20 protein-coding genes, 1 tRNA gene and 1 pseudogene are annotated in these 17,090 nt (G+C 48.7%); 3 read left to right on the forward strand and 19 right to left on the reverse strand.

The features are described 5' to 3' along the window. Positions 1-71 precede the first annotated feature (71 nt). Positions 72-290 carry a cold shock domain-containing protein gene (locus tag AK59_RS1000000124595; protein WP_072007039.1) on the forward strand — a complete coding sequence of 73 codons (219 nt, stop codon included), beginning with the start codon at positions 72-74 and terminating at the stop codon, positions 288-290. 66 nt (positions 291-356) lie between these two features. Here AK59_RS1000000124595 and AK59_RS01000000123840 read toward each other — a convergent pair. Beyond that, positions 357-1,568: pseudogene (locus AK59_RS01000000123840) on the reverse strand (tyrosine-type recombinase/integrase). 316 nt (positions 1,569-1,884) lie between these two features. Between AK59_RS01000000123840 and AK59_RS0118325 the strand changes: the two are divergent. Together AK59_RS0118325 and AK59_RS0118330 are read left to right on the forward strand one after the other, a co-directional pair. Next, complete coding sequence (locus tag AK59_RS0118325) at positions 1,885-3,096, forward strand: site-specific integrase (protein WP_029883459.1); 1,212 nt, start codon at positions 1,885-1,887, stop codon at positions 3,094-3,096. Positions 3,097-3,183: 87 nt separating this feature from the next. After that, complete coding sequence (locus tag AK59_RS0118330) at positions 3,184-4,086, forward strand: AbiTii domain-containing protein (protein ID WP_029883460.1); 903 nt, start codon at positions 3,184-3,186, stop codon at positions 4,084-4,086. Between the two features lie 41 nt (positions 4,087-4,127). Here AK59_RS0118330 and AK59_RS0118335 read toward each other — a convergent pair whose 3' ends face one another. The 18 genes from AK59_RS0118335 to AK59_RS0118420 form a co-directional block, all read right to left on the reverse strand. Continuing rightward, on the reverse strand, positions 4,128-4,556 hold the full coding sequence (locus AK59_RS0118335; RefSeq protein WP_029883461.1) for an endonuclease domain-containing protein: 429 nt from the start codon (positions 4,554-4,556) through the stop codon (positions 4,128-4,130). After that, complete coding sequence (locus AK59_RS0118340) at positions 4,529-4,828, reverse strand: hypothetical protein (RefSeq protein WP_029883462.1); 300 nt, start codon at positions 4,826-4,828, stop codon at positions 4,529-4,531. The genes AK59_RS0118335 and AK59_RS0118340 overlap by 28 nt, the downstream gene beginning before the upstream one ends. After that, positions 4,812-5,237 (reverse strand): hypothetical protein, encoded by a 426-nt coding sequence (locus tag AK59_RS0118345; protein WP_029883463.1) that lies wholly within the window; start codon positions 5,235-5,237, stop codon positions 4,812-4,814. The genes AK59_RS0118340 and AK59_RS0118345 overlap by 17 nt, the downstream gene beginning before the upstream one ends. 18 nt (positions 5,238-5,255) lie before the next feature. Then, on the reverse strand, positions 5,256-5,765 hold the full coding sequence (locus AK59_RS0118350; protein WP_029883464.1) for an HNH endonuclease signature motif containing protein: 510 nt from the start codon (positions 5,763-5,765) through the stop codon (positions 5,256-5,258). A gap of 16 nt (positions 5,766-5,781) precedes the next feature. Then, complete coding sequence (locus AK59_RS0118355) at positions 5,782-6,777, reverse strand: phage capsid protein (RefSeq protein WP_029883465.1); 996 nt, start codon at positions 6,775-6,777, stop codon at positions 5,782-5,784. Positions 6,778-6,844: 67 nt separating this feature from the next. Next, positions 6,845-7,192, reverse strand: coding sequence for a hypothetical protein (locus AK59_RS0118360; protein WP_029883466.1), 348 nt, complete (start codon positions 7,190-7,192; stop codon positions 6,845-6,847). Between the two features lie 159 nt (positions 7,193-7,351). Continuing rightward, positions 7,352-8,047: a hypothetical protein gene (locus AK59_RS0118365; protein ID WP_029883467.1), complete on the reverse strand. Its 696-nt coding sequence runs from the start codon at positions 8,045-8,047 to the stop codon at positions 7,352-7,354. A 3-nt stretch (positions 8,048-8,050) separates the two neighbouring features. After that, the gene (locus AK59_RS0118370; protein WP_029883468.1) at positions 8,051-8,290 is read right to left on the reverse strand and encodes a hypothetical protein; all 240 of its coding nucleotides are present in this window, start codon (positions 8,288-8,290) and stop codon (positions 8,051-8,053) included. A 12-nt stretch (positions 8,291-8,302) separates the two neighbouring features. Further along, positions 8,303-8,539, reverse strand: a complete 237-nt coding sequence (locus AK59_RS0118375) for a hypothetical protein (RefSeq protein WP_227028241.1) — start codon at positions 8,537-8,539, stop codon at positions 8,303-8,305. Next, on the reverse strand, positions 8,536-9,099 hold the full coding sequence (locus tag AK59_RS0118380; RefSeq protein WP_029883470.1) for a hypothetical protein: 564 nt from the start codon (positions 9,097-9,099) through the stop codon (positions 8,536-8,538). The genes AK59_RS0118375 and AK59_RS0118380 overlap by 4 nt, the downstream gene beginning before the upstream one ends. Further along, complete coding sequence (locus AK59_RS1000000125140) at positions 9,096-9,272, reverse strand: hypothetical protein (protein ID WP_185949883.1); 177 nt, start codon at positions 9,270-9,272, stop codon at positions 9,096-9,098. Before AK59_RS1000000125140 ends, AK59_RS0118380 begins: the two co-directional genes overlap by 4 nt. Continuing rightward, positions 9,269-9,475 carry a hypothetical protein gene (locus AK59_RS0118390; protein WP_015387042.1) on the reverse strand — a complete coding sequence of 69 codons (207 nt, stop codon included), beginning with the start codon at positions 9,473-9,475 and terminating at the stop codon, positions 9,269-9,271. The genes AK59_RS1000000125140 and AK59_RS0118390 overlap by 4 nt, the downstream gene beginning before the upstream one ends. Beyond that, complete coding sequence (locus tag AK59_RS0118395; RefSeq protein ID WP_029883471.1) at positions 9,472-9,906, reverse strand: hypothetical protein; 435 nt, start codon at positions 9,904-9,906, stop codon at positions 9,472-9,474. Before AK59_RS0118395 ends, AK59_RS0118390 begins: the two co-directional genes overlap by 4 nt. A gap of 37 nt (positions 9,907-9,943) precedes the next feature. Beyond that, positions 9,944-11,788, reverse strand: a complete 1,845-nt coding sequence (locus tag AK59_RS0118400; protein ID WP_029883472.1) for a DEAD/DEAH box helicase — start codon at positions 11,786-11,788, stop codon at positions 9,944-9,946. A 1,263-nt stretch (positions 11,789-13,051) separates the two neighbouring features. Then, entirely contained in the window at positions 13,052-13,627 is a 576-nt protein-coding gene (locus AK59_RS0118405; protein WP_023277344.1) for a recombinase family protein, read from the reverse strand. Positions 13,628-14,102: 475 nt separating this feature from the next. After that, entirely contained in the window at positions 14,103-15,488 is a 1,386-nt protein-coding gene (locus AK59_RS0118410; RefSeq protein WP_029883473.1) for an HNH endonuclease signature motif containing protein, read from the reverse strand. Positions 15,489-15,547: 59 nt separating this feature from the next. Continuing rightward, a complete protein-coding gene (locus AK59_RS0118415; RefSeq protein ID WP_029883474.1) occupies positions 15,548-16,465 on the reverse strand; it encodes a hypothetical protein in 918 nt (305 codons plus the stop codon). Positions 16,466-16,985: 520 nt separating this feature from the next. Continuing rightward, positions 16,986-17,070, reverse strand: a tRNA-Leu gene (locus tag AK59_RS0118420). Positions 17,071-17,090: the final 20 nt, after the last annotated feature.

Genomic DNA, 17,090 nt, shown 5'->3' on the forward strand with positions numbered 1-17,090 from the left:
GCCGTTTAGCTGGCAAAACGCTACGGTCTATTTCGTGCTGACCGACCGCTTCGTGAATGGTGACCCCACGAATGACAATAGTAATAAAAACTTCCGCTACCATTAATGGAAAAATTAAGAAAGTTTCTTCTAGAGGATTTTTTGGATTTGTAGTTGATGAGAAAGGTAATGAATACCACTTCAGACTTAATGAAAATAAAACAGGTGATAAGCTGACAATTGGTCAACCGGTAAAATTCCAGATTAGCCATGGTAGAAGAGGTGATATTGCAATAAATATTACAAACTAAATATTAGCGCTAATAAAAATCGCTGACAAACAAAAATCAACATTTTGCGAATTCATAAGGAGGAATTTATTCCTCCTTAACTCCATTCAAATAATCAGCCCAGCATTGTACCATCAAACGGTGTTCATCCAAATGCTCAGATGTATGAATATATGCAGCACGTACATTATTGCGTTCTAAATGGCTCAGTTGGCGTTCTATCGCGTCATCGCTCCATAAGCCTGACTCACCTAAAGCACCACGTGCCATCGTTCTAAATCCGTGCCCGCAAACTTCGGTCTTAGTGTCATAGCCCATCGTGCGTAACGCACTATTCAAAGTGTTTTCACTCATAACCTTCGTTGCGTCGTGATCTCCCGGAAAGAGCAATGCTTTATCACCACTGATTTGCTTGAGCTGCTCTAACAACGCCACAGCTTGTAAGCTAAGTGGAACAATATCTTCCTCTTTCATCTTCATGCCACGGTGCGAGTAACGCACGCCTTGTATCTCTTCTCGCTTCGCCAGTATACGCCAGAGAGCCTTTTCAAAATCAAACTCATCCCAACGGTCAAAATGCATTTCGCTAGAGCGAACAAAAGTCAGCAGTGAATGCTCGACCGCGATCCGTGTCATTACACGGCCACGATAAGCAGCAAGACGAGCAAGAAACTCAGGGAAGCGGAGCGGGGCAATGTCTCGCTTTAGTTGTAGATAGCGCACCGGCCATATCACTGGCTGGATTTGAGTGGATGTAATCGTTCTGTACGGCATAACGCATAATGGCCGTAACGCGCTGTAGCATGCGCTGAGCGACGTCGTGTTTACCACTGGCATCAACTTTATTAATCGGGGCTGATAGGTGGCTGGTTTTCAGCTGGCGAATGTCGGATAAACCGACATGAGGGAGGATATAAAGCTCAAGATAGCGAAGGACGTGCGATCGATGGTCTCCACTCCATCGCTTGTTACTGGCATGCCATTCGCGAGTAATAGTTTCGAAAGTATATGCACCCGAATTCTCGGCCTGAGCTTCTTTCTGTTCGGCTTTTGGATCAATGCTCTGCACTAACAGCTTTTTAGCTTCATCGCGCTTTGCTCTTGCCTGAGTAAGCGTCACAGTAGGCCAAACACCAAAAGCGAGGCAATCCTCTTTTTTGTCTGAGGGGCGTCTGTATTTCATGCGCCAGTATTTAGAACACTTGGCAGAAACTTCGAGATACAAACCGCCGCCATCAGCCATTTTATAGATTTGTCTTTTGGCTTTGTGGTCTCGACCTGTCTGGCGTAGAGCTTCATTTGGGGGCACATTTCTAGTCGAAGTTAAGATGCCCCCCAATGACATCCGGATTTCAACGGACAACCTCGGACGATTCATGATATAAAAATCGATAAAAGCATTGATTTTAAAGAGTTTTATGGACTTTCTCGGATGGTCTTGGAAGTACTAATGGTGCCGAAGGCCGGACTCGAACCGGCACGGGTTATAGCGGCTTAGCTTGCTTCAATAATCATTGTTAACTCATTGAAGTAGCGAGACTAAAGCTCATAGCCCCGGCACATTTCACAGACTGTTTAGCCATGAAAAAGCCCCGACAACATAACCGGGGTTTGTATGAGTTTCAAGAGAGATCGTTATCTAGTTTTAGATCCCTGCGGGAATTACCTCGTGCGGATAGCTATTCCCAGCTACATGCGCCACCTGTTCCAAGGGAAGCGCTACTTTATGAAAAGCACAGGGACACGAGACATACGGCAAGCGCGTTTGTTTCGCGATGCTATTGCTCTGGAATGGACTCGCTTACGGAATATGCTTAAGCCACAAGGCGGCTCGTCCGTCGATCAAATCATTGATGAGCTACGCCGTGTCAGTGTGTATGCTAAGGAAGCCCCCGCATCATTTGGTGCATCAGTTCAGGCTTGCCCTTCCCTACTTAAAATGCGCGATCTGTATCTTCTCCAATACAGCGAGAAGAGAAAGCTAACCACGCTATCCAAGACCAACAAAGCCGTAGAGGTGCTGTTAACCCACCTGAAAAAGAAAGATATCCAGTTGCGGGATATTAATCGAACCATAGTTACAGGCTGGTTAGATAAGCTCAAAACTGAGCGAGCGCCGCAAACCATCCAGAACTATATAAGCGCACTGGCACAGATTTGGGATTTGGCACGCAATCGCTATCACGATGCACCACAGGACAATCCTTGGCGTGGTCATGCGCTCGAAGCAAAAAGCAGCAAGGTCAGCTATGAAGTCTTCGCACCGGGAGAGCTGGCAAAGATCTATGCCTTACTTGATGACGAGATGAAGGCGGTAACGGCTATTGGTGCTTACAGCGGTATGCGGATCAATGAAATATGTACGCTGCGTGAGAGCAGTATTAAAACCATCGAGGGCGTTTTGTGCTTTGAGATCACCGAGGGGAAGACCAAGAGCGCGGCACGAATCGTCCCAGTACACAGCAAGCTAATCCCTCTCGTGAAGTCGTTGCTCAAGACCACACATAGCGGTTTTCTGTTCTATCACGCCGCAATCACAGACCGGGCAGACGGAAAGCGTTCAACGTGGCACACCCAGCAGTTCACACGGGCGAAGCGCAAAGCGCTTGGCGAACCTGCCGCAGAGAGAAAAGTGTTTCATTCACTCCGACATGCGTTTGTGCAACAGCTCGACCGTGCTCAAGTACCAGAGGATCGTATTGCCCTGCTCGTCGGTCATGAGCGCGGGAGTACAGAGAGCTTCAAAACTTACTCGAAAAATGCAGCTTCCCCTATAGAGATCGGTAAGTATGTCGAACTCATCCAGCATGAAGGAATAAACATCTAACTCGTGGGTGAGTTTAGCCTGCGAACCTTAGACTGCATGGTTCGATGCGGGTAAGATACCCTATCAAAACAATACTAAGGTCTTGATATGGCTAACTCACCAGTTCTTGAACTTCAAGCACTAGCATGCGATCCCGACTCCGATATTTTATCTGTACTCATGAAGGCCAAAATGATTGCAGTGAAGCTCGGCCTCAGCGATTTGACCGAGTGGATACAGCTCGAATTAAATGGCTATCCCAGCTTTGATACGGTTCCTGAATACAGGAAAGGTCAATCGCAGTTAAAAGCATATAGTCCCCAACATCAAAGCTGGGTTCCGCTTGTGGTCAACTTCAACGACGCGGAATTAAATGCAATGGTATCAACGTTTCACATTACAGAATCAATATCATCCGTTAAAAAGATGAATAATAAAGGAGAAACCCCTTTTCTTCCTTTACCGGATTGGATGGCGGATACGTTGTATGAAGGCATCGGTCAAAAAACAGAAATCGTGTGGGTTATTAGTCCGGGAATCTTAGAACATGTAATAACTACCGTCAGGAATAAAATTCTCGACTGGTCTTTAGATTTAGAGTCAAAGGGTATTTTAGGCGAAGGGTTACAGTTTTCACTAAGAGAAAAAGAGGTAGCACCAATGACTGTCCATAACGTGACCAACATTCATGGCAACGTAAACAACGCTGGCGTTATCGGCTCTGGTAACGGGGACATTTCACAAAATAATACTGTCAACGCTGGAGACTTCAACTCGCTTGAAAAGCAGCTCAAGGATTGGGGCGCTAATGATGAAGATATTAAGAGCCTTCATCAAGCTATACAAGAATCACCAGCCCCAACTACCCCGGACAATTTCAGTGATAGCCTTGGGAAGTGGGTTGTAAATATGATTGGTAAAGCATACGCGGGAACGCTAAATATTGCAGCGTCTGCTGCACCAGCTCTACTAACTAATGCAATTTGTCATTACTACAACATTCCTGTTTGAGTGGTTACGCTACTATTTCGGCGGGGTTTATTACCTCGCTGTTATGGATATAACACGCCAATACCAGTGTATTGCTTGCGATAGCTGCCAATCATAGTCCTTAGATTCGTAGCGCTAACACCACACGTCCGCCCAACGTAGCGGCCTCCCTCAGCAGCGTTAGCAGAACGATGCACCACAGCACGCACGCGCCCGGTTCGGTGGCAGTGATCTAGCACGGCAGACGTGAGGCGCAGCGGCTTACCTGTCACCGCACAGCGTCGGTATTGATAATTCCACAGGAAGACACGGACAGCGGCCACATCAGCGCGGCGCAACTCCAGCCGCCCGGAACCATTCAACAGAAAGCGATAAACATCTTCGAATGCAGCAGCGTTTGTAATCCGTTCCGCCAGCGGCATATTGCCGAGGTGTTCCAGATAGCCCCGCATCGCTTTTCTTATTAGTAGTTGGTCTGTCCGTGTAACCATGATTCAAAGTCTCCATTGTCAGACGCAGCCCGCTTGCAGGCTTCGTATTCTTCGCGCTGGCGTTGGCGTACCAAAGCATAAAGCTCATCGGCCATCGCATTAACATGTTCGTCACTGATACCATTGCGGCGCATCAGCCCTAGCAGCCTACGAAATTCAGCCTCAAGCTCAGGCTCTCCTGTATCCATTACCCACTGTTTCAAGTCAGCGAGTGCGCCAGTCATTGGCGGCGGCTCGATGTACCGCCACCTTAATTTAATCGTCAATGCCATAAGCATTCCTCTTTATATCGTTTGCTCTCGCTTCACTGGCTTGTTTAAGCGTCATTCCTTCGATAGCTATATCCAGCAGTTCCTTTTGCTTACCAGCCAATCGCAAGGCGCTGTCTCTCCAGCAAAGCAGAAAGAAGATTGTCAGCACCTGTTTACTCAATCCATCCAGAAGATCGCCAAGTCCTTGATCCAGCAGACAGGCACGCCATGCAGCGGCGTGCTCCGTCATAGCACCCACTATCGGGACAGGTGCGCCGAGCGTTGTCGCAAGCTGACTCATAACACTATTAGCATCGCCCGGATGCAGTCGGGGAATAGTCATGCGGCCAGCCTGCGCCAACAGTTCGGCGTACCGCTGGCGGCGTGGGTCATCACATGCCAGCGGTTTAATTGGCTTTTCATCAGCCATATATGGAACCTCCGAGGATTAGGCAGCCTGCAACAAATCGGCTGGCGTTGAGGGATGGTATCTGGCTTTAGCTTTTAGATAGGCAGCACGCGCCGCCGCTTCGGTAGTAAATAAGCCAAGGTGACGGAGTACACCATCTACGCGTATGTAAGCCTCCCATTTGCTACAGCCCTTATTCCAGCTATACCCCCTTGCCTTGCGTCGGTTCTGGTCGTTTTCCCGCTGCGTAACCAAGCGCAGATTGCATAGGCGGTTGTCGTCACGGATACCGTTGATGTGATCGATCTGCTTACCGTAAGGAATAGCGCCATGCGCAAGAATCCACGCCACGCGATGGGCTTTTAGCTGGTACTGCTTGCCATCAAGTCGCAGGGCAACTTGACGATAGCCATCAGCTCGCCGGGTGGAGTCAGCATAGGAGCCAGCCTTAACCCGGCGTCGGTTAGCTTTATGGTGCAGGCGACCTGTCACCGGGTCATACAGGAAAAGGAATCGCAACAGCTCAGGGGCGTAAGCATCATTAACCATGACTCAGCCCCTCCAGTTATGCAGCTTGTCGGAAATTGATAACGCAGTCAGGACGACGCAGCCCAACGTTGAACAGGCGATATGAGTCCATCACCATCGTTATTTCGCGTTCATCATCCCACTGGCGATTGATGACGCTCTGCGCTTCGACCGTCAACAGTACCGAGGAAGGTTTAAACAGCGTTGCCCTCGTCATCGCTTCCTCTGCGGTAACGTCATAATCAGCGCCCAGTTCATGCCCGGTAATGGCTTCCTGCGGGTAACTGTTCAGCTCAATAACTCGCACCCCAGCGACATAGCCAACACGACGCCATGCGTAATCGTTGCCACTATCCCGGCTGTAACGGACGTTCATCAGCATCTTATGTTCCATCAGGATGCTGAACCAAGCTGGGTCGATAAGCAGTACCAGCTCCGCCACCGGAATATCTTTCTCAGTCAGGAATCGATTAACAGCAGCTTTGATAGCGTGAACCAGTTCGTTAGCTGCATCCTCTTCGCTCCCCGTGGTCAGGTCGAGCGAGACAACATTATCCGTAAGCGGGTTAAACGTTGGTTGCAGTGTCGGCGGTGGTACAAAGTCAGTCGCTTTGATTAACTGGATGGTATGCGCTTCGTCGTAGAACTTAGCGTGCGCAGTGCCGATATTGCGGCTCAGCTCTGCGCGAAAGGTGGGTGCAGTCCAGTCATCCTGATAATCAATCGGGATGCGGATATAACTCAGCGTATCCACAGAGATAATCAGCTTGTCCGACTTAACAGCGGTTGGCTCCAGCGATTGCCCTGCGGTTCTGCCCTTCACCTCAAGATCACCACTCAGGCGATCAATGCGGTATTGGTTGCTGGCTTTCAGCGGCTTGTATGTGCTCAGCCCCTCGGCCAGAAAGACGCTCTTTGACTCAAGACGGGTCTGAACGTCCCGGTCATACGCTTCAATGTGAATGTCGTTGTCAGCATCTACACCGCCCCAGTGCGGGCGGAATTGATCAGGGGTATAAACATTGTCAATCATAGGAATAGCTCCCGCGCCAGCGATAGCCAGCGCGATTTATAGAAATGGGAAAAGAGAATGTGACGGGTCAGGCAGCAGCTTTTTCAGCAGCTACCTCAAGAATCAGGCCGATAAGCGCGAAAGCAGGCCAGCGGGGATTAAGCTCGTGCAGGTGCGCAACGCCCCCACCAAAAGCATCGCGCATATCAGCACCAGAGATGCCCGTGCGTTTGGCCGCCCTGCGCAACAATCGCAGCTCAGAGCCGGGAACATACGCCGAGGGCATACGCACGCCGTAGAGTGAGGCGAGCCGCCGCCAGTGCGCTTCGTCAGCAAAGTCCTGTTTAAGCTGGCTGGCATTGGCTTTCCAGTGTTCAATCCTCGTGCTACGGGCAGCCCTAGCCGCTGCCACGTTTTCAGGTGTCAGTAAGGTCATTGTCAGATCTCAATGCAAAGTGGGTTTATGTGTGGTGTTTGAGAGGTAATTTCGCGTTTTACAGGCGCAGGTGTACGAATGCACATCTGGCGATGTACAACGCGATTCAGGCTCTAAAACGTAAGGTTAAGACGTGGGGAAGACAGGACAGGCAATTGCTTAGCGGCCAGCACGTTTGCCAGCGGAGCGCTGCGCAACCAGAGCGCGGTATTGCTCGTCGTACTGACGATGGCCGGGGCCATACCCTGATTGCTGCGCCCACTGCGAAAGCTGGTCATACGCTGTAATAAACTCAGCATGAGACATTCCGACAGGTTGCGCGGCGGGCTGACCATATGTGTTCCCCTGCGACGGGACATAACCAGTGGCAGAGCCAGCGGCCATACGCTCTTGCAGATACTGAACCGCACGCGACATCTGCGCGGGGTCGCCAGACATGACCATCCGTTCAAGGGTTGATTGCGTCCCGGCGTCGAGCGTGCCAGCGTACTGCAACATCGCGTCAACTGTACCCTGACCTAGCTGGCTTTCGACAGACTGGTGAAATTGCCCCATCAGCCCATGAAGTTCAGGAGTCAACTCTACAGCGGTTCCATCCATCAGGGGGATAGTATCGCCCACCTGCGCCCCGGCGCTGTCAGCGTTCTGGTCTTGCTGATTTGCGATATTGCCATTATGCCATTGACCACCAGCATTGCCGTTAACGGGCTGGGTACGGAGGAAATCAGCATCAGCAGGCGCAGAACTAAAGCGGGATGCGCCATTGTCAGCTCCAACAGGTGCAGCCATGTATGGCGATTGCTGCGATGCAGCATCAGCACCGGAAAGGTACGGATTAACATTCTGGTCAGACATAAATTATTCTCCTGATAAAGCTCTAAAGTCGTGTACCTGCGCTAACAACAGCATATGAACAGGCACACAACGCTCCGGCAGTTTGCGCATACCGTGATACGCTTTACCCATATCCTGACGATCAACCTGATAGGCGCGGGCGAGATCTGCCTGACTCACCTCAAGCGATTCAGAAATCAGCTTTAATTGCGCAGCCCAGTCTGTATTCTTGCGTGGCGGCAGCAATACGATAGTTTTGCTCATGGTAATTCCTCGTTAAAGTAATCCACGTTTACGAAGCCAACGACGCTCACCAACGGAGCCGCGCGGGCGTTGTTTCGGATTCTGGTTAAGCATTTGGCCGGGGTCAGTTCGCCCTTCCCCGGACAGGTTCTTTGTCAGTACATCCCAGCCGCGTGATTCAAACGGGGCGTATCCTTCACGTTGTTCGTCAAGGTTCACGTAGAGATCAGGGTTAACGGCGGGGTGCAGAGGTTCGTTCTCTGCCATCATTCAGCCTCGCTGAATTTGGAGTTAACAGACTCCAGAGTATCCGGGTACGACCAACGATTTCTCAGGCAGCGTTGCACATGCGCGACGACCTCAACAGGGACGCCCAGCTTCCCGGCGATCTCCGCAGCAGGCCAACCGAAGCGCTCTAACTTGTGAATTTCATCTAAATCAGTAGGCACCAACTTGCGCACTACTTTCGCTTTCTCCGGCTTTGCTTTGACGGCTTTCGGCACTGGGTGAGTGTGGACGTTGCTAAAGCGGGAATGGGCGATAGCCAGCACAGTCTCAGGGCGAATCAGCATATCGCGGGCAATCATAAACTCTGTATCGCGGTGCAGCTTGCCGGGCTTATGGCGGCTGCGGATGGCGTTGTACTCCGCCAGAGTGATATCAGCATCGTCTTTCCAATTTTCGGCCAAGTCATCGACATAGACGCCACGGATTACAGCATCAATATCGGTCAGGGTATGACCTGTCTCCGCTGCAATCTCTTCATTGTTCTTTAGGTGCTTATGAGCCAGCGCGTTAATGCGCTGGATATCGGTAATACTCAAAGTCATAAATTAAACTCCGAATCAAATTTAATCTGGTCAGTAACCAGCGTGTGGATCAGCGCAAGGCTTGATGCGGTATGTGTGCCCGACTTGCGGGCGTTGTCGTACATGGTGCGTGCGGCGCTCTGATAATTCGGCGGCAGGGTGGCAAACCATGTTCTAAACTCTGCGGGTGTCATTGCTCGTCATCCTCAAATACACGATTAAATGATGTGTCCGGCGCTTCTACGGCGTTGGCCTTGAGGAAGTTGACCGCACTGGATAACTCCGCTGCGGCCATGCGCGACTCGCCAGCCTTATCTTCCTCAAGGCGGCGAATCAGCGCCCCAAGAAGCAAGCCTTTCATTCGCCACGTTTCATTTTCAAATTCAGATTTCGTCATTGGTGGTTGTCTCCAGTTAGCCCCATTGCACGCAGGTGTTGAATGACCTCGGCATGTACTGGCTTTGGTAAAAACAGGCGACGCTGCACAGATTGAAATATCTCGTCGCGCGTCTTGTCGGCAGGGTGAACAGCCCCATTAAAGACCTCACGAGCCATGCGATAGGTCGGCCAAAGACGAGCGCCATCCTCCCGGCGTCGAAATCTATTCAGCAGAGCGGCCAGACATTCCCAAGGCTCACAGTTATTGAGCAGGCAATATCGCTGTAGAGGCGTACTTGCTTGACGTAACAAAGCCTCACGGTTAAGGGTCTGGCGGTGGTGCTCAGCCAATCCATCAAAGGAATAGCCGTTCAGGGCGAAGGCAAGTTGTGCGGTGATGAGCGCATCCGCACGCGCAGCACGACGCTGCGCGTGTTCGGTAACAGACATATGATTAACTCCAGAGAATCAGGGAGAGCCTTTCGACTCAGAGGTATTTAGCGATGCACTGCCAGTTGCAGTTTTCAGGGCGGTAGAAGTAAGCAAGCTCATCAGGCGCAGCATCCAGCGCCAGCGATGACCACAGCAGAAACGCGCGGGCAGGTTCCCCATCGCGCCCGGCACGTCCGATCATCTGAACGAGATCAGGCAAGTCATCGGGGATGTATGTCACGACAACGTTACGGATATCAGGAATATCAGCACCCAGCCCGAAGGCTTTAGTTGCAACCAGAATTGCGCCCGGCGTAGTGGCAAACCACTCAGCGTTTGCGTGGCGTTCTTCGTTACTCAGATGCATCGTCTTCGAGTGATATGGCCGCGCCCGGTCACCTAAGAGTTTCAGGTACGCCCGCAACGTCTTAAGGTCATTGACGAGAATGAGCGTCTTCTCTTCATCCGGCAGAGCCTCGGCCAGACCAACAGCCGCACAGTATCGCTGGCGGCACTGCCTGACCGGAATCAACTGTATATTCTCGCGAGCAACATCAGCACGGAATGTGACGTAATTGCCACGGCATCCCAGCGCCTCCATTAAACCGCGCTCATTTTCACGTAGTAGAGTAGCCGTAAACACGCAGCGTTGAGCCGAGGGAAAAGCATTCTGTAGTGTGTGCTGCATTGCGTCGTAAGCTGGGCGGAAATCCCAGTCTTTGACCGTGTGTGCCTCATCGATAATAAAACGATCAACGCCATAAGCCATCAGCGCCGCGAGAACCTGACTCGACGGAACCAGATGTTCAGGCGAAACAACAGCAACCCGGAACGCCCCGGCAGCTAGTCCCGCCAGTTGTTGTGCGTTGCGGTGCCTCGGTAGCTTATCGCCAAATGCCACAGCGTGAATGCCAGCCTCCCGCAACTGGCGGAGAATCTGACGCTTAAGGGTATTAGTAGGAACAACGATAACAGACAGGCCAACGCCAGCGCGGGATTCATAAATCAATGGATAAGTGAAGGCGGCGCTTTTCCCATACCCAGTCGGCAGAACGGCCAGCACATCACTACCACGGGAGAAGATCGCATCAGCAACAGACAACTGCCCCGGCCTCCACTCCAGCCCATCGGGTGGCAGCAGGCTAACGCGTGCGTTTCGGTCACAGCGAACCAGCGGGCGGAACTCATAAGAGGCTGTATTCAGTGACGGCACAGACGGCGACACTGCCAAGCCGTTTGGGTCACAATGATGATTTGTACTGTTAAATTTATCCTCGGTAGGTTTAGACTCTCCACACCACAATTGACGAAACTCCCCTGAGTCTCCGTAGCGTTTGAAATCTGCGTTGCGCATCGCTTCCAGTTTACTCATGCCCCTGTTAATGCGGCGCATGGTCTTCTCATCGCAAATCAGAAACTCGCGGCAGGCTTTGAGAAAAGCATTCTGTCCGGTTGTTGATTCCGGCACGGCGTGCTCGCGCGGTTTCAATGCGGCATCGTCAACGCGAACGCCGGGGAAATCTGGCGGCAGTGGTTCAACATAACGAGCAGGCTTTTTATTTAGCCATTGCTCAATCTCAGCGCGTCGACAGTGAATCACGTCGCCGGGCTGGATGACTTGCCGCAACCCAGCGTCAGAGCGCTGTTTTTGTTTCTTCGGTTGAACACCGTGCAGCGTTCGCCACTCCCGCAAGGTCATCGCGGAGCCATCTGCATTGTAATAAAACTCTTCGATCTTTGTGTTGTATGCCGCCTTAACGGGTTTACGCTTTACAGGGCATATCTTGGAACGTCGAATAACAATCCCGTCAGCGATCATTTGCTGTACATCTGCGTCCGCAGTATTGAGCGGGTCAGCGTCGGCAGCCTGCACAAGCAGGCGGCATAGGTTTGTTGGCATGGTGAAATCTCCAGAAAATAGGGGTAGGTATTAGCTCAGGTTGGGGCGGTGGTACAGGTGCGGCAGACTCTCTGCCCTTATAGAGGTTTTCATGTCGGCAACAGTGTCAGTGTCTTTATCTGCCTTAATAGTCACTTTCAAAATCGGAGAGTTTGTCTCGCTTCGGGAGTTATTCTTTCTCCTTAGTAGATACTTTCATTAGGTCAATTTTTAACCACAACCTCGCTAAGCCTTACTGAGCCTGGGCTGGCAATACTTAACAGCGCGATTTTTGTCGGTCAAAAGCGGGAAAGTAATGCTCTATATCTCCTTATTAGTAGCCTTTAAAATTAAAAATATAAATTACTGTAATCATTAGATAATTATGAAAGCATCTATAGTGATAAGTATCGCTAGATACGCAGAGCGAGCGCGGCGCAGCCGAAACAAGCGAGCGCCGAACGGATGACGGATGGCAGACCGTAGGACTGACAGACGGCAGACAGTGAAGGCAGTAGGACAGATGACAGACAGTAGACCGTGACGGCGTGCCATAGCTGGCAGTAGCACAGCAGGCAGTAAGACCAATGACCGACGGCTAAGACCTGAAAGGAAACGAACAAGAAAGATGATTGAACGATACAGAAATGAATGAAGATGTTTTGAAGAATACCTACCGATAACAGTATATGATTGATTAAATTAACAATACCGATAAAGAGTACCGTTCCACTACACATCCCCGCCGCGTTGCCTGCCACGGCAAGCACGGTTGCGTAGAGTGGCCGAGCATCAGCAGCGGGCGAAGACCGGGAATGAGCCAAAGGCGATGGAGCGGGCTGGAGCATAGCGAGAAGCGCAGCAAGTGAAGAGAGCGAAGCACTCGTAACTACATTTAGGAGAAGGGATGTAAGGGAAGAACCCTTTCCTGTACATGTATTTCAAATGCAACTTTAAAGATACTACTAACGTGTTGACCAGCTTCAAATCTCGCTTAGTGATTGGACAACGCAGCCTTTGATCCCTTCCCCTGCCCCATCCCTCGAATTGTTCAGTGATGAATCACATTCACAATCTGATCTTGATGCTCATCGTCTGGCACGGCTAAAGCCCCGCCATCTCTTCGCATCAAGAGCCGCAAGTAATACGAAAATACACTATAAATCATAGCATTACGAGATTACGCATAACATAACACCCTGATATTCCTATAAAAGCTGTAGGCCACCCATCACCCACAGCCCAGTAACGGCCAGTCGTAGCACCTCGTTCGCTTGTAGGTCATCATCCCTCGCCCTTGTTCCAGTGGCGTTTAACGGTGCTCACGCTAACGCCGAGACGCTTCGCTACCTTCGATTGAGACAGCCCCTCACTCCGCAGCTCCTGCACCTTTTGAGTGGTGTCGGTGGCTTCTTTGCGTCCCAGCTTAACGCCATTGGCTTTCGCCTTCTCCAGCCCGTCAAGCGTCCTCTCACGGATACGGTTTCGCTCGAACTCAGCAAAAGCTCCAAACATCTGGCGGATTAGCTTGCCCTCAGATGAAGTCAGATCACGCGCAGGCAGGTCAAGAGACACCACCTTCACGCCACGTTCTAACAGCATGTCGATGGTCTGTTGCACGTCGATGTTGTCGCGCCCCAGCCTGTCCAGTTTCAGCACGACAAGCTGATCTCCCGCTTCCAGCTTATGCTCAACCATCGCCCGAAACTTAGGGCGCTGCATAGCCTGAACGCTGCCGGAAATGTCCTCGCTGATTACCCTGCTCTCAGGCACCGTGTACCCGGCACGCTCAATAGCCAGCACCTGATTCTGCGTATCCTGCTCGCGTGTTGAAACGCGGCAGTAGATAAAAGTCCTCATGGTTCACCTCACCCGTCTGGTATCACAAAACGGTAGCATCATTGCATTAGTGGTAGCATTTAGTCAAACCCTAAATTGATGACACCAGATAGTAATCACTCAGGCAGGTAGCAAGAATCGAACGATTGATGACACCGAAGCCAAAACAATAACGACAGCCAAGAGAAGCGCCAAGCATCAACGCAAAGTGCATTAACAGTGGAGATTCAAGAGTGATTTAGCGTTTAAAGAGAAGAGTAACCCTAACCCACAGCCTCATGATCAGAACGCGAAACAGGGTCATAAACGCCGCAGAGGAAGGCAAATCAATATACAGCCCGCCCAGCCTTCGGCTGGGAGAGGCGCACGGGGGAAGTTGAAGCCTTAACCGTTGAGGGAGGGAAAAGTATAAGCGTGCAATTTTTGAAGCCGGATGTACGGTTTTTAGAGGGCTATAATGATTTGTGAAGGTGAACTTTTATTGTGCTTATGAATCCTATTTACATTCGATTGAAGATGCTCTTTTATTCAAAAACAACTCCCACTTTCTTAGAAGCTTTTCTTTATCTAGATTCACTGAATGATCACCAATTTTTTTCCCCTCAAATATTCTTGAATATATGCAGTCGACATTAAAATGAACAGTAAGTGTTTCAGGATTTATGCCAAGTTCACCACTATCAAACATCCTATGGCAATCGGAGGTTAGGAGTATGCCGTTACTCGTGTCCATGTTGTGTGAAAAACTATAGTCCTCCAGATGGCAAGCTTGAAGAAGTGTTTGTGCTGACTGCCCTGTAACCGCACATTTACCTTTGAAATTCAGTTCCACTCTTCTACGGAAACTTTGCTGATCACTAATTCTTCGTAACTGGATAGTACGTTCGACATTACTTGAAATTAACTTTAAATCTATCCCCTCAAGAGAGGTTGGTTTTTTAACATATTTTTCCTTTTCAGGTAACGCCATTATATTAGCGAGTCGCTTCTGAACACGATAACCAACCGTGATCAAATTATAGAGAAATTCTTCAGATTGCTGCTGATTGCGTGCAACACAGAGAGCCTCAGTTTTGTTTTTCTTCCTCATAGCGAGGAGATATGTAAGGGCATTAAAGTAATAATACTCTCCGGGAATAATTCTACTATCATAGTACTGCAATGCTAACTCACGACTTTTAGCTATCTTATAAGCTTGCGAAACAGGCATTGTTCTAATTAAAACACTATACAATTCTTTGTTAAAGTAAAATTCTTTTGTTACTTCCTCCTTGACTGATGCAGAAGGAGATTTAACCTCATGCTTTTCTAAAGAAGTATTTTTCTTTTTTGTTGTGTCGGCTAGATTTATTTTAGTGTATGTGACACGAGAAAGAATGGCCATTCTCTCCAGTTCAGCTTTGGCTTCAATAGCAATCAATTCCTTGCGTATTCTATCTCGCTCAACAAACTCTTGGTTATAGGGTAAAAACTTGTTTTCTGATGAGGGCGGCACTAATTTATGAGGTGGCTTTGTTCTTTTAAATTGACGTAACTGAGCAGTATCGATATTTCCTTTAGCTAAGGTAACGTCGACCAGGCTTTCATTAATCAGAAAGGGTTTTCTACCAACCTTTCCTTTGATTTTAATTTCATAATTTAAAGACCTTATCATCTCTAAAAGCTCTTGTTTCTTTTCTTTAGAAGTAATAGGATCATTTACTATTTTGAGGTATTCATCTTTAACTCGAAGTAACTCATTTAATGTCATCGACTGCGCATAGGCTTTTCTTTTTAACTCCTTCGCTTGCTTACTTGAGTTAACAATATTAGAAATAGAGTTTTCAGGCCCAATTTTATCCACAGCCTGCAACAAGGCATCTGCTAGTATATTATTTTTCATTGGTAGCTTGCCCCCCCTGACATTCCGTAGATTATAAAATAATTAACTAAGAGTATAAACTAATAATTTTCGCGGACAACTTGGTCATACCGTTCAATAAAAGTTATTATTTTCTCGCCATCATACGTTGCTAACCATTTATCCATAGCACTTTCAAATAACGGTATAAAATCTAAATAATTAAAAAACACTATCCCATCATGCTCTCTTGTGGGTGTACCGACTGGGCCAATACTATAGCTTATACGCCTTTCAACACCCTGTATTACTTTACGGGAGTTAAGGTTTGTCATATGAAGAAGTGAATGCCTTAACTCATAAAGTTCGTTTGATGTTATTTTTAGCGTCGATAGTTCACAATATTTATCAAGCCAAACTGGAAAGGCTTTATTTACATCGCCAAATTCTAAAAAAGCCACAGTATCGATAAATGACATTAACAATTTAATACTTGAAAGATAATGTTTATTATTAAAAAGAAGATGTATCGCTTTGACATGATCATCTACTAACAAATCTTTAATATAAAAATGCCCATCAACTATGTATTTGTCTAAATAGTCAGGCATATCTCTCACTCCCGGTATTGAGTTAGAGGGAAAGTCATCTCTTCTTAGTTCTTTATTGACGTCAATATTTCCATCCACCTTTATTTGTCCATTAACAACAGCAGTGCATATAACTAATGGATTATCTGTTGCCCTTTTGGCTTGCAGGGCAAGTTCATAAACTAACGTCGCAATTCCTCTTCTAGCTAAAGCCATGTAACGCCCCACAGATAAGGTTTTATTAGTTCCAAGGCACTGCGGACTGACGTCAAAGTATTCACACGAGCATAAGTCAGAATTAATATTCTTTTTCAAGAAAGAAAGTTTCTCATCGTCGCTCCCCGATAAATTATGAGTAGCGATTCCTACATGGCTGATAGTTTTACCATCGGGGGAGAAGTAAAATAAATTATAGACTTCCTCTAACATGTTTTGTCCTCTTCACCGGTTAACCCGTACGTTAAACCTGCCTTGTGAATTAGAACAATATAAGTCATAAAGCCCCGTTGGTGGTATAGCAACAAGCGGAGCCTATGGCGACTACATCACAGTTATGTCAGTTAGTGAGGCTTATCAGGATGACCATGTACCCAAGGGGAGCGAGGCCGAACCGCTGGCAGAGCTTGCATATGGTCTGCAAGTACCGTGACCACCATAAACCTGTTTATCCCCTGCGGCGTCTCGCGACGGCGACAGAACGGGGGCATCGGGCTTAAATGCGCTTCACTAAAAGTTTTTGGGATTGTTTAGAGACAGTGGCTACGTCATAGCTTTCAAGTTGAGTCAGTACGTGTTTGACGCTTGGAACGACACGCCGCTATGAGTTAACATCCCAATTACCACTATCAACCACAGCGGCTTTTTCAAGGGACATAACAGAGCATTTCTTACAGGCAAAAGAGACAGATTTTATTGTCTAACTACCTGTATTGTAAGGAATTTAGTGACTTGGTGCCGAAGGCCGGACTCGAACCGGCACGTATTTCTACGGTTGATTTTGAATCAACTGCGTCTACCGATTTCGCCACTTCGGCACTGAAGGGGATGCGGAAAC

The organism is Enterobacter sp. T1-1 (assembly GCF_000710795.1).
Lineage (GTDB): Bacteria > Pseudomonadota > Gammaproteobacteria > Enterobacterales > Enterobacteriaceae > Enterobacter > Enterobacter cloacae.